This window comes from Tropicibacter sp. Alg240-R139 (genome assembly GCF_900537075.1).
GTDB lineage: Bacteria > Pseudomonadota > Alphaproteobacteria > Rhodobacterales > Rhodobacteraceae > Falsiruegeria.
In genome coordinates, this window is record NZ_UNRA01000001.1 from 803,134 (window position 1) to 815,419 (window position 12,286).

The following is a 12,286-nucleotide window of genomic DNA, read 5'->3' on the forward strand; positions in this document are numbered from 1 at the left end:
GGTTGGATTTACAAGTCTCATGCAAATCTGCGCATCCGTTACTTGCTGTTATCCTGCAACATAGCTGGATGCACATAATTCGGATCGGTGATGCCGGATTTGCGCGCGGCGTAGGCTGCAAAGATGTGGCGCTGCAAACGGCTGATCGTGTTTGCGGTGTTTCTGCGGCGATCGTCCAGAAGCGGCGAGTATTCCGAGAAATCAATTGCAATGACTTCGTTCTGCAGGAAGATCATCCGCAAAAGCTTCATCATCTCGAGCGTTGTCAGGCCGCCGATTTCTGGATTCGAAACCCCCGGTACCGCAGACGGGTCGATCACATCCATATCCAAGGAAATGTAGATCCGGCGCCCCTCAAGCTCTTCGATCAACTTCTGAGCAGTGGCGTCGAACCCGTTCCTTTCGAACTGAGGCATAAAGTAATAATTCGTCTCGTTGTTGAACATCCAGTCCATGCGTTCGACGCTTTCATAGGCGCCGCGCAGACCAACGTGAAAGATCTGGTCCCCGTTCACCAACCCTTGCTCGTGTGCAAATCGCAGAGCTGCTCCGCCATGAGTGAACATGCCTAAACGACCATCGGGGGGCGCAAGATCCGTGTGGGCATCAAAATGGACAATGGTAAAGCTTTTGGGCCCAAAATGGTCATGCAAAGCCATGAGTGATGCAACTTGCGTGCCATGATCCCCGCCGATGATCATGGGCATGGCTTCGCCTTCCAGGATTTCCTTGAACACCAGAGCCTGATCCGCAAAGTTTTGCATCATCAGCGATGGGTGCTGGTTGGCGTTGCCATAGTCGACGATGTTTAGCTCGTCGAAGTACTGATTGTTGAACCACATGTCGTGGCCTGTTTGGGCAAAGTCATAGTTGTGGATGAGGCGCATGTAGTTGGCGGCCCAGCCCGTTCCGCTGGATGGGTTGTATTCTGACGGCGCCCCAACAATGGCGATGTCCACCTCTCCGGCGATCAGGTCTTCGGTCGTCATTGCAATCGGTAGGCCAAAATAGGTTGGAAAGGCATGTTTCATCGGCACGGCATAATACCGCTGCAGATCTATCGGTCCTGCCTGCCGTTCCGGGTTGTCGCCGATCATGTCCTTGCGCAAGTAATACTTGTTCCATCCCGGATCGAGAAGCTGAACATTAGGGTTGTCCGGATCACGCCACGGCACAAGCGTTTCCGGTATTCCGTCAATTCGCCGATCAGCAGAGAGATCCGGGGCCGGATTGTCTTCGGCAAAGCTTGCTGATGACAGGGAGACAGACGCAGACAATACTGCAGCGGCAAAGGTATGAACTTGCGTCATCTTTCTGCAAGCCTTTCATTATCAATGGATTTTTTGGCGCATTGTGTTTAAGTCTACAAGCGGGGGAGACGTCACACTGTGCAAAAAGTGCAGCTCACATGCTTGTATTGGAATTGGGGCAAGTAAGAGGGCAGCGTTGTTTCAGTGAGTCCTACGATGCTCCCCAGGTGGGGATGGACCGTATCCCGGGGAGGAAGTTGCACATGTCGGGAATTCAACATTTCAGTATCGACCTGGCGGACAGCGATACACTCGAAGCGTTCTATGCAGAGCAGACAAATACCGACACGCAATTCCTGCAACTTTCGACTGGTGCCGCAGTTTTGACGGCACAAAGCCTGGATTTGCAGGGCATTCGGCTACTGCGCGTTTCGGGGACTGGTCAGCACCTTTGGCATGACCGGATGCTGTCAAGCGAATGGCGGTTCGCGGTTCTGACCAATGCAGATGGCGACGCCACGATGGGGCGAACTGAGCTGGCACCAACCACCGGCCACCTGCTGCGCCCGGGGGAAGAGGCACCTCTAAGGATAAACGGGAGCTATACCACGCTGGAACTGACGTTTAGTGAAATGCTTCCCAAACACATGGGTTGGGATTGTATGCCCGGCAACTTGGCCAAACTGGACGAAGACGTCTCGCGTGCGCTGCTTCAAACAGCCAATATGGCCTTCGCGTCAACTGACTGTCGCGCGGGCAATCCTGCTGCAACATCATCGTGGCGCAATGTGTTTTTGGATTTACTCGATTTGGCGTTGATGCCCTGGAGGGTCGACCCAAAAAGCCGAAAGACCACCATGCGACACTCCACGCATTCTGATCTGGTTCACACGGCAAGGAAACTTCTGTTAGATCGAGATGCCGAGCATGTCGTGGATGTCGAAACGCTTGCTTCAAGTGTGGGGGTCTCTCGTCGGCGTGTGTTCCAAGTGTTCAAATCGGAACTTGGTATTGGGCCGCGCCGCTTTCGCGAAGTCGTTCGCTTGAATGCCTTGCGCAATCATTTGCTGCGCGAGACGCCCGAGAGCAATTCGGTAACCTTGCTGGCAAACGACTACGGCTTTTCTGAACTGGGGCGTCTGGCTGGAACCTATCGAAAGACTTTCGGGGAATTGCCCAGCGAAACGCTAAAGCGCAGCTATCGCCGCGAACTTTAGTTTCGTAGCGTTTCGTGCGGGTACTCGCCAAACTGTTTGTGATACTTTCCGGCCAATCGCCCCAAGTCCCCAAACCCAAGGCCCATGGCCAATTGCGTGACTGTATGGCTGTCAGTATCCGAGGCCTTTAACATCTGCCGCAGTTGTCCAAGTCGCAACAGTTCCTGATACCGCCTGGGCGTCAACCCGATGGATTTTCTCAGCGCATAAAACAGGGTACGCCGGGACACGCCCAGCTTTTGGGACATGGCCTGGATATCCACATCCATCTCATCAGGGTCGCTTAACACCCGGTCCAGACCCTTCAAGACACTGTAGGCCGCAGTGCTGCCGTCCATGAAACTTGTGGTGTCTGAATCCGCTTCCAACCAGGGGGTAAGCGCGATTTCCAGCGCGTCCAGGATTATATCCCTCAACTCGGAAAACTGCGCTTCGGTTGTCCCGGGTTCACTCGCGATTTCTGTTGCGTGACGACAGATATGTTCGAGCCGGGCCAACAGAGGGCGTGGGTGCTTGCTAAGTGGGGTCCCCGAGAATTGCCAACCCAACTGCTCTGCAATCTCGCGCGACACACCTATCTCTAGTGTCACAACCGGACCCAGAAAAACATAATCCATCTCTTGGCCCGGCAGAAACAACATCGCATCGTTTGGGGTCAACTCGTGACCAAGAGATGTCGCGCCCTTTTCTGCCCCGACCATAAAGCCAAAATGAACCCGTCCGTCATCCGACATTTGATCCAGCCAGCGACAGTGGGCAACACCGCTCGCCCAAAGCAGGGTGACCCCGTTCAAATCGACCATGTCATACGTCAGATCCGCAGCCCCCGGTGAAAACTGCGTGTAGCCGGGGATCATGCCCGTGGCATCAAACAGGAATTCACCGATCTGATCCGGTGTGTTCAACAAAAAGCGCTGGCGTTTCATGGTGATACTTTGATTGCGTGTTTCCCGGCTGGCAAACGCATTTTTCACGACTTCCGGCATCGCATTGCACAAATTACGTAGCGAGCTTGCGGCAGCTCCTACACGATAAAGTCGATTGATAGTGCGAAATTTGGAAAGGGTCGACGATGAGAATTTCAACAATCCTTGGTGTTACGACATTGGTTGCTTCTCTGGGCGCGTTCTCATCCCAGGCCTCTGCCCAGATGCTCAAAGATACCGTCGACGCGGCGCCAAAAGAAGAGCCAGCGCCGATGCCGCATATCAATCAAGACGACCCGACCAAGATGAATATCAAACAAGACAAGTCCACGAACATTTGGCGTGACCTGCGCGAGGGGACCGGCAGCAGAGGTGAAGCGGGACCAATCGATATTCAACGTTACCAGTTGCAAATGGAACCCGTGGGCATTCAAACCTTCTTCAAGCTGCCAGTTGCCCTGCGCCCCGAGGACCTTGTGGCCGGGGAAATAGACGTGGCCATCTTTGGTGCCCCAACCGGAGCGTTGCCGCATTCGGCGGGCAACATGTGGGGCCCGGCTGAAATTCGCACCACGCGCGATTATGGCGGGTACGGCGATCCAAAGTTCCCCCTGAGCTGGGTGGAATACGAGACATTGCTGGCTCCGTTCACGGTTCTGAATGCGGTCGATTACGGGGATGCCGGGTTGAACGCATACAATCAGGCCCACACGCTGGAAGAAATTCGCCGAATGACACGCGAGATCGCTTCGGTTGGCACTATTCCGTTCATTGTGGGTGGCGACCACTCTGTGCCGAATGGAACGTTCCGTGGCATTGTGGATGTTTATGGCCGGAACAATGTGGCGTTTGTCCATTTCGATGTGCATCTTGACCGGGGCCAAGGCAAATTCGGGGCCTACTATCACTCGGGCAGCTTCATGACGATGGCTGTTGAAGAAGGTCTGGTTGATGGCAGCAATGTTATTCAATACGGCATGGCCACCCCGGTCTTTGGAGAAGGCGACTGGGACCAGGTTCTTGCTGAAGGCGGGAAGGTTTACCATATCCACGAAATTCGCCGTGATGGTGTCGAAGAAACCTTCGACAAGATTTACGAGGACCTAAAAGATATCGATCTGGTTTATGTCTCATTCGACATCGACACTTTTGATATGAGCTATGCCCCTGGCACCGGATCGTCATCACCCATCGGTTCGCACCCCGAGGATCTGTTCCCGATGCTGCGCGAATTTGCAGCCCGTAAAACTATTGTCGGCGTGGACTTTGTGGAGTTCAATCCGTTCTACGACAACAAAGGGCAGCAAACCGCGCGCCTGGTGCGTCGAACCATGTTTCAGTTCCTAACTGGGATTGCGATGAAGAAGGCAGGAATGGAACCCGACTACATCCACCCGCGAATCTCGGGCAAACCCTGAGTATTTGATGAAAGATGACGGATGTGGGGCAGTGCCGCTGTGCCAATTGAGAGGTTTGCCCGAACTTGCCAGCATCTAACCGTGTAGTTCCGCCTGTAGAGCCAAGTATGACCCTTGAGATAGGCATAGCGAATTCGTGCAGACGACATGGTATGTTCCTTTCTTTGTAGATTGTGTGTGGGTGGATCAGAGGAAGAGTTCCTCTTCTGATCAGCCTTTGGCGTGGCTGTGAACGCGCAGGATCAGGTCGAAGTCCGGCTCGCCGTACTCGTCCTTCAGGGGACCGGTGATCGCGTATCCGGTGACAAGGTCGTCATAGACCTCGTCGACCCGGAACAGGTGTTCGGGCCAGTCTTCTCCGCCTCGAATGACGACAACATCGCCTTCCTTGAGATTGAGGTAGGTCATGTCGAAACCCTCCGCGTGAGGAGGTCAGGCAGGACTGCCCCCAGTGTGAAGCTGAAGGGCAAAGGGAACGGGATTGGGCTGAGCCAGCCGGGTAGTCCCGCCAGCACCAGCAGGATCACAGCCAGTGCGTCAGGGGCCGTCAGACGAAGGTCGTAGTGTCTTCGCAAGCCCCAAGCCAAGGCCAGCCGAAAGCCGCCCCCAACTGCGACTTGCAGCGTAAAGGTTGTAAGCATCTATACTTCTCCATGAGAGTTTCTTTTGTATAGATGCTTGGGTTTGCTCAGTTTTTACGGATTCCGAAGTTGGTGCTTCATCCCCAGTGCGGACGTTCGACGCCTCAGCGCTGACCGAAAGCTATGTGGGACCTGGCCGTCATTTGCGCACCTGCAATCTGTAGGGCAAGACAAGGGATATACACCGTGCTGAAGGCTATGAAAAACCGGACAGTAGAGATGCAGTCCGTTCCACAAACCAAAACGCGGCAACACATCCGACGACATAGACAATCGCTATTCTCACCCGCGCAGCCCAAACTTTGGAAAGGCACATGGCACTCTTAAGAAGTACGAGAATGCAAAGCACAAATGCCAGTTGTCCTAGTTCCACGCCGACATTGAAGAACAACAGCGCAACTGGAACCTCGCCGGGCGGGAGGCCAATTTCGGAAAGTGCGCCTGCAAATCCCAGGCCGTGAAGCAATCCGAAGCCAAAGGCGACCATCCACGGGAAGCGGTAAGTCAGCCCGGGGTGGCCGCGACGGGCATAGATGATTTCCGCGCAAAGAAACACGATACTCAATGCAATTGCGGCCTCTACGGGACCGCCTGGGATCGACAGAAACCCCAAGGTTGCGAGTCCCAACGTGATACTATGGGCAATCGTGAAACCAGTAATTGTTTTCACCAATCGCCAGGTGGTGTCAGTCATGATCAGCAGGGCAAGAACAAACAGCAAGTGGTCTAAGCCCAACAGGATATGTTCGAAGCCTAAAACAAGGTAACGCCACGCGGCCCGCGCCCAGCCTCCGGAACTAGCCTTGAAGACATCCAAAGAAACCACGATTGTTTGGCCCTCTCTGGGCAAGAACTCGGTCACTTGCGAACCATCCTCCCAGATGGCGGTCAGCATCACGCCGTCCCGTTGCCAGGGCAGATGTATCTCATCCGAAGCGGTCAGCGGACCGGAGCAGGAAAAGGTGAAAGTCACCGTATCTGCACCGCGCACGCCTCCGGGTGAACCGTCAAATCCACAGTGACTTGGTAACACCGGCGTAGTGATGGCAGCAGCCAGCAAGGGCGGCACCTTTGATGCCAGCCTATAGGCATTATCTCCCAATGCGCGCAGTTCGCCCTTGTCCACGCCAAGAGTATGGGCATTGACCAAGGAAGGAGCCAGACTACCAACGAAAAGCACCGCCAGCATTGTCAGAAATCCGCGCAAACCGGTCACTGGCCACTAGCCTTTGGCAGGTCGATCCGGATGTCGTAATCCTCGGCGATCCTCGCAACTTCGGTGTCGATCTTGTCCCGACGCTGCTTGTCGATGTACACGCCGACGATCCATTGCCGGACTTCTTCAAATGAGGCTTCGCGCGGGGGGTCTCGCTGCTCGATCCGGACGAAATGCACACCGCGCGGCGAGGTTAACGGGCCGTGCCAGCCATCGTCATCCAACGTAAAGATAGATTGCGCAAAATCTTCGCCGAAATTTGTTGCCAGCTGGATTTCAGTCACTGCAGAAAAACTGCCACCCAGCCCCTGCCGGTCGTCTCCCAAATCAACGATACTTGCGCCCGTTTCGAGAGTTTCCATCAAGCCTGTGGGAAGAGAGGACGGGTCGCGGAAAAAAACGTGGCGGAGCCTCAGCGTTTCATCAAGAAGGTAATTGTGTATTGTCTCTTGGTAAAAGTCGCGCAGATCCTGTTCGGTTGGATCATCTACCTCACTTGCGATGAAGAAGCGCATGTTTTGAACCAGCAGACCGCGAATGCGCGAACTGTTGTTCAGGCCACGATTGCGCGCCTCGCGCACCAATAGCTCCTCTTGAATGTAGGCATCAACTACATCCGTCGCCTCAGTCTTTGTCAACGGGCGCTGCAACGTATCCTCACGCGCCCGCACCAAGTTTTCGACCAACGCTTCGTTGACGACAATCTGCTCTTTCTGCCCATTTGGAAAAGCAGCATTCAGACCAAAAAGAACCAGACCGACAAGCAGGAACAGAAACAGCGGATCGCGAAACAACTTTGGAAGCATTTGGGCCTCGGTCAGGATTGCGGAGGGGTAGTTCTATAGCATTGAAGCTATAGTGTGCTCGCGCCGCCAATAGCCTGAAAGCGCGGAAGCGGGTGAATAGAAAACCCTCTTCCTGACCATCGTCTGGAAGAGGGCCCGATCGTGTTAGGCTTGCAGTCAGTCGCTGCGGGTGGCTCCAAGCATATCGGGATGGAAATAGAACGGATCGGTGATGCCCTTTTTGCGCAGGGCAATGGCAGTCAGTGATTCACGTATCATGTTAAGCGTGACGGCCCCAGTGGTGCGGGCATGGTCGTCCATGTAGGGGTTGTACTCGACAAAATCCATGCCGATAACGTCCGCAGAAACCGCCAACGCCTTAATAGTATCCATCAACTGGCGGGTGCTCCATCCTCCAATCACTGGTGCGGTAACACCACCAGCGACCGCAGGGTCCAGCACGTCGATATCAATCGAGATGTAGATCTTGCCCGGACCCTTTTTGACATCCTCGATGACATCTTTCAGCACAGTTTTGAAACCACGGGTTTCAAATTCCGGCTGAAAGTAAATGCGAACCTTGTTTTCCCGGAACCAGTCCATTTTGTCCGGCCCGTACCCGGGCGAACGCTGTCCCAACTGAATCGAATCCGTCCCTTTGACGATGCCTTCTTCTACCGCGAGATACATCGAGTTGCCGATGGTGATGTAATGGCCGAAATTCTCTTTACTTGTATCGGTGTGTGCGTCGACATGAACAAGAGTGAAGCTTTCTGGTCCGTAGACGTCCTGCATTCCCAGAATGAGCGGATAAAGGATCGAGTGGTTGCCGCCGACACTGATCGGAATGGCTCCTGTTTCGGCAACCTCGCGGGCATAGCGGCGAATGTTTGGCAAACTGGCTTCAATTGAATTCGGATCAACCGGCACGTCGCCGTAGTCAACGACCGTCATTTCAGTGAACGGGTTGGTCTGTAGTTCGGTCGTGATTGCGACCGGCCCTCCCGGCATGATTGGTTCTGCGATGCGAAGCGTTTGCGGCCCCCATGACGTTCCAAGACGACCATAGCCGCCATTGTCCATCGGAACCCCCATGATGGCGACATCCACGTTGCCCGCCCTGAGATCTTCAGGTGTCAGCGCAACCGGCGATTTAAAAAATGTTGGTATACCCGCAAAGGATGGAGCGAACTCGGTACGCCTAAGATCAATCGGTCCCGCAGGACGATTGTCATTCGACATGTCGCGAGTGTTCATCATAGCCTTGCCGGTTTCATCATTCGGATTCAGGCGGATGATGCCATTTTCAGCATCGAAAGCCTTGTCGAAATTGGTCTCTTGCGCCGTCGCGGGCAACACTATCGCCGCGCATAGGCCAAGGGCCGTAAGGGTCGGCAGATGGCGGGTGTGTGTGGCCATTTTGGGTCCTCCAACAGGGTTTCGCCCTGAGCCGAGCACGAAAGTACGGCCTGGCAACACTAGGCAACTACGCAAATGTGGACTATGGCGAGCGTGGCCGCTATCCGATTACGGCACAGTCGGGTGAAATCTTTGCCTATGGGGGGTGCGTCCGAATGACCGTAATAGCAGACCAGTATCTGTGGAGTTTCGACGGGATCGACCTAGTCCCGGCGGCTTTCCCGGAATGGGAGCTGGAGGCAATACAGCTTGACCCCGGACCTACGGTTTCGCGGGCAAATGCACTGTGCTTTCCTGACCTGACGGTCATGGCCTGCTATGAATCCCATCGCAGCATCAATCATTTGCACTTGCCTGCGGATTGGTCGCTCATCACTTTTCTGGCCAGCACGTCGCCCTCAGCGCGTGTGAATGGCGCGCTGGTGCCAAATGATCGGATTGTGGTGACGACCTCGACCCGGGACCATTCAGTGGTAATTCCAGCCGGATATGATGCCATCCAGATCGAAGCAGCCAACGCCCTGCTGTTGCGGCACGGAATTCTGTCACAGGCGCAAATGCTGTCTACAACGACCGACTTGGAATTACATGTACCGCTTGGGAAAGCAGGGCGTGCCTTTCGGCGCGAGCTTTTCGCCCTGGTGAGGTCACCAGATCATATCCATCAGATCAGTCGCCACCCAGTACGGGCCGCAGCGGTTCTTGATCGGGTGATCCGCGGCCTATCGGCGTCAGTGGGTGAAAGCGCCCTAACCACTCAAACTTTGACCCCGATGCGAAATCGTTACCGGATTGCCGAAGGCGCGCGACAGTTGATCGACACCGATCCTGGGGAAGCCCTGACGGCGACCAAAGTAGCTGAAACAATCGGCATCTCTGAACGGGAGCTGCGCTATGCATTTGGGGAAGTATTCGAAACCAGTCCCTATCAGTATATCCAAAAGCGACGATTGCACGAAGCGCGCAAAGCCCTGCGTCAGGGCAGCGCAACCGAAACAACGGTCACCGAGATCGCTTTCAGTAACGGATTTCTGAATTTTGGACGCTTTTCAGGGATTTATAGGCAGATGTTTGGCGAGCTTCCGTCACAAACATTGTTAGATTCAATGGCCGACTAGGGCGATTCAGCGTGAATTTCCTGCAAGATCAACCGGCTTCACGCCGGGTGCCACAAGCCGATAGGCAACATCCAGATATATGCCTGATTGCGACTAGGCTTCTGTGTCGGAAAGCTGAGCCATTCCAGAAACTCTCCCAACATTACCCCCGTCTGGCCCCTCCCGGTGAGGTGATCCAGACGGGGTTTCCTTCTCCTATTTTTTGCCCTCACCCATCCCGGCACAGACCTTTGCCACTAGGTTCTTCCTTGTAGTTCTCTCTGACCATTACCCTTACCTATTCCCAGTAGGATCCTCCCCACAGGAACCACACCACCGCCCCCTCCAGAACCCATCCAGAGGTCCTCTCTATGGCCCCTACAGCCCCCCTCCCAGAGCACCTACCCCAAGGGTATCCAGACTCCCAAAAGGCCCCCAGGAATGCCCCACTTCGGCTCTCTGTCAGGCTAAGGCGAAGAAAGGGATCATCGGGCTGGAATTCCTACCACCCCAGCCATCTTCTCTTACATCAAGTAAACAAGTGTTCAGGTCCTTCAATGGCCCTGGAAATGCCCCTGTTTACGCCCCAGCTATGGATCTCCTACCAAAGGTCTCCCTCTTCATGGTTATCCCTCTCTCTTAATAGGTATAAGTAATGGATAAGAAGAAATAGAGAGAGAGAAGGGAAGAACCTGAGTAGGGAAACCCTGGTAGGGATACCCCGCCAGAACCCCCCTAAGCAGAGATCCCCAGTAAGAGGTCCTGAGCATGGTTAACCAGATTAAGAACCCTTGGCATTCACGACCCATCGATGTGCACAGGTGGTCAGATCATCCCGAGGTTAGGGAACTGGTGGATAGGATCTGGGAGGGGTTCCTTGGGGGGACGATTGCTGAGAGAGGACCTGGCCCGAAGCCCAGGATGGGGTTTAGGAAGCAGTTGAGGGTGGTGATCCTGGACCTGTATGTGGCTTGGTTGGATGATCCGGAGTTGAGTATCGGCGTGTCTATGTCAGTGAACTCGTGGGACACTAACTCCCGATATAACGCGCTGCACATCTCCAAGAAGATCATTCCGATCATCAAGGAGCTGCATGAGAAGGGTCTGATCGATTTATCCAAGGGCAGTTATGGCAGCCCCGGTGCCAAGGGAAACCGAACCACCCGGATCAGGGCATCAGAGGAACTCCAAGGCTGGTTCGCCAAAGCCAAGTTCGAACGCGACGATATCGGGAGGGCTGAGGGTGAAGAGGTCATTGTCCTGAAGAACGATAGCAACAAGCAGATAGAGTACGAGGATACGCCAGAAACACGCGGGTGGCGGGAGGACCTTCAGGCTTACAATGACCTGATTGCCAATTCCTTCATCGACATACCGTCTCTCCAAGAACCCACTCTGGAGATCAGTAAGGAACTCCCGCCCGGAGCCACTGGTGACATAGACGAATCCAGACGCATTCGCGTGGGTAATGCGAACAAAAGGACGCGGCGCATATTCAGCCGGGGCAGTTGGGACATGCATGGTCGGTTCTATGGCGGGTGGTGGCAACAGATCGACAGTGAGTGGCGGTCCAAGATCACGATCGACAATGAACCCGTTATCGAAGCTGACTTCGAGGGCATGCATGTGGCGATGCTCTATGCCGAGGAAGGGCTGGAATTGACTTACGATCCTTACACTCTGCCGGGATATAAAAACAAAGGCTTTCCACAGAAGCTGGTCAGGAAGCTGGCCAAGTCTCTTGTGCTTACTGCTATCAACGCAAAGGAAAAAAAGGCAGCTTACAAAGCGTTCCGAGCCGGTTTCTCAGTAAATCACGTCGGCAAGCGAATGACCGATGAAAAGATGGATATCTTGCTAGAAGCTGTACTCGAAAGAAACCCATGCTTGGGCGACTACCTTTTCTCAGATCAGGGTATTCGGTTGATGCAACAGGACAGCGAGATTACCTCCCTGATCCACAACCACTTCACCAAAACAGGCATACCCGTTCTGTCTGTCCATGACAGCTACATCGTAGATTGTCGGCATGTCGGAGAGCTCAGGCAAGTCATGCTGGATGCATCAGAAGAAGTGACCGGAAGGCCTCTTCGGATGTCCTACAACATCCCAGGTCGCGAAGAGTTCGAGGAGGTGGATGAGGCCTCTCTTCGGAAGCACGTTCACGACTTGCACTGGGCGGTCTACGAAAATGAGCAGAACGCCTGTAAAGGATATGTCCATCGGCTGCTGCAGTTCCAGAAGAGGACTGGCCGACGCATTAGCCCTTACGCGGAGAACCCAGTCTAACGGGCTTCATCAATGAGGCTTGCTAGGG

Annotated in this window: 11 protein-coding genes; 4 read left to right on the top strand and 7 right to left on the bottom strand. The window is 54.3% G+C overall.

The features are described from left to right. Positions 1–38: 38 nt before the first annotated feature. On the bottom strand, positions 39–1,310 hold the full coding sequence (locus G6R15_RS03965) for an arginase family protein (protein WP_164658474.1): 1,272 nt from the start codon (positions 1,308–1,310) through the stop codon (positions 39–41). 203 nt (positions 1,311–1,513) lie between these two features. Between G6R15_RS03965 and G6R15_RS23045 the strand changes: the two genes are divergently transcribed. Next, positions 1,514–2,467, top strand: a complete 954-nt coding sequence (locus G6R15_RS23045) for a helix-turn-helix domain-containing protein (RefSeq protein ID WP_164658475.1) — start codon at positions 1,514–1,516, stop codon at positions 2,465–2,467. Here G6R15_RS23045 and G6R15_RS03975 read toward each other — a convergent pair. Then, positions 2,464–3,393, bottom strand: coding sequence for an AraC family transcriptional regulator (locus G6R15_RS03975; protein WP_164658476.1), 930 nt, complete (start codon positions 3,391–3,393; stop codon positions 2,464–2,466). The two genes, G6R15_RS23045 and G6R15_RS03975, sit on opposite strands and share 4 nt — an antisense overlap. A gap of 146 nt (positions 3,394–3,539) precedes the next feature. Here G6R15_RS03975 and G6R15_RS03980 point away from each other — a divergent pair, with 146 nt between their 5' ends. Further along, positions 3,540–4,811 (top strand): arginase family protein, encoded by a 1,272-nt coding sequence (locus tag G6R15_RS03980; protein ID WP_164658477.1) that lies wholly within the window; start codon positions 3,540–3,542, stop codon positions 4,809–4,811. Positions 4,812–5,021: 210 nt separating this feature from the next. On the opposite strand, the gene G6R15_RS03985 is transcribed toward G6R15_RS03980, so the two are convergent. The 5 genes from G6R15_RS03985 to G6R15_RS04005 form a co-directional block, all read right to left on the bottom strand. Then, positions 5,022–5,219: a hypothetical protein gene (locus G6R15_RS03985; RefSeq protein WP_164658478.1), complete on the bottom strand. Its 198-nt coding sequence runs from the start codon at positions 5,217–5,219 to the stop codon at positions 5,022–5,024. Next, a complete protein-coding gene (locus G6R15_RS03990) occupies positions 5,216–5,452 on the bottom strand; it encodes a hypothetical protein (RefSeq protein ID WP_164658479.1) in 237 nt (78 codons plus the stop codon). Before G6R15_RS03990 ends, G6R15_RS03985 begins: the two co-directional genes overlap by 4 nt. Before the next feature lie 196 nt (positions 5,453–5,648). Then, entirely contained in the window at positions 5,649–6,641 is a 993-nt protein-coding gene (locus tag G6R15_RS03995) for a HupE/UreJ family protein (RefSeq protein WP_164658480.1), read from the bottom strand. A 23-nt stretch (positions 6,642–6,664) separates the two neighbouring features. Then, the gene (locus tag G6R15_RS04000; RefSeq protein WP_164658481.1) at positions 6,665–7,474 is read right to left on the bottom strand and encodes a peptidyl-prolyl cis-trans isomerase; all 810 of its coding nucleotides are present in this window, start codon (positions 7,472–7,474) and stop codon (positions 6,665–6,667) included. Between the two features lie 156 nt (positions 7,475–7,630). After that, positions 7,631–8,809, bottom strand: a complete 1,179-nt coding sequence (locus G6R15_RS04005) for an agmatinase family protein (protein ID WP_164658482.1) — start codon at positions 8,807–8,809, stop codon at positions 7,631–7,633. Positions 8,810–9,027: 218 nt separating this feature from the next. Here G6R15_RS04005 and G6R15_RS23050 point away from each other — a divergent pair, with 218 nt between their 5' ends. Then, on the top strand, positions 9,028–9,990 hold the full coding sequence (locus tag G6R15_RS23050) for an AraC family transcriptional regulator (protein WP_164658483.1): 963 nt from the start codon (positions 9,028–9,030) through the stop codon (positions 9,988–9,990). A 747-nt stretch (positions 9,991–10,737) separates the two neighbouring features. Further along, positions 10,738–12,258, top strand: coding sequence for a hypothetical protein (locus G6R15_RS04015; RefSeq protein ID WP_164658484.1), 1,521 nt, complete (start codon positions 10,738–10,740; stop codon positions 12,256–12,258). The last annotated feature ends 28 nt before the right edge of the window (positions 12,259–12,286 follow it).

Bases quoted from the DNA above. Each gene is read 5' to 3' on its own strand.
- G6R15_RS03980 (WP_164658477.1), top strand. From the start codon at position 3,540: ATGAGAATTTCAACAATCCTTGGTGTTACGACATTGGTTGCTTCTCTG.
- G6R15_RS23045 (WP_164658475.1), top strand. From the start codon at position 1,514: ATGTCGGGAATTCAACATTTCAGTATCGACCTGGCGGACAGCGATACA.
- G6R15_RS03975 (WP_164658476.1), bottom strand. From the start codon at position 3,393: ATGAAACGCCAGCGCTTTTTGTTGAACACACCGGATCAGATCGGTGAA.
- G6R15_RS03995 (WP_164658480.1), bottom strand. From the start codon at position 6,641: ATGCTGGCGGTGCTTTTCGTTGGTAGTCTGGCTCCTTCCTTGGTCAAT.
- G6R15_RS04015 (WP_164658484.1), top strand. From the start codon at position 10,738: ATGGTTAACCAGATTAAGAACCCTTGGCATTCACGACCCATCGATGTG.
- G6R15_RS03990 (WP_164658479.1), bottom strand. From the start codon at position 5,452: ATGCTTACAACCTTTACGCTGCAAGTCGCAGTTGGGGGCGGCTTTCGG.
- G6R15_RS03985 (WP_164658478.1), bottom strand. From the start codon at position 5,219: ATGACCTACCTCAATCTCAAGGAAGGCGATGTTGTCGTCATTCGAGGC.
- G6R15_RS23050 (WP_164658483.1), top strand. From the start codon at position 9,028: ATGACCGTAATAGCAGACCAGTATCTGTGGAGTTTCGACGGGATCGAC.
- G6R15_RS04000 (WP_164658481.1), bottom strand. From the start codon at position 7,474: ATGCTTCCAAAGTTGTTTCGCGATCCGCTGTTTCTGTTCCTGCTTGTC.
- G6R15_RS03965 (WP_164658474.1), bottom strand. From the start codon at position 1,310: ATGACGCAAGTTCATACCTTTGCCGCTGCAGTATTGTCTGCGTCTGTC.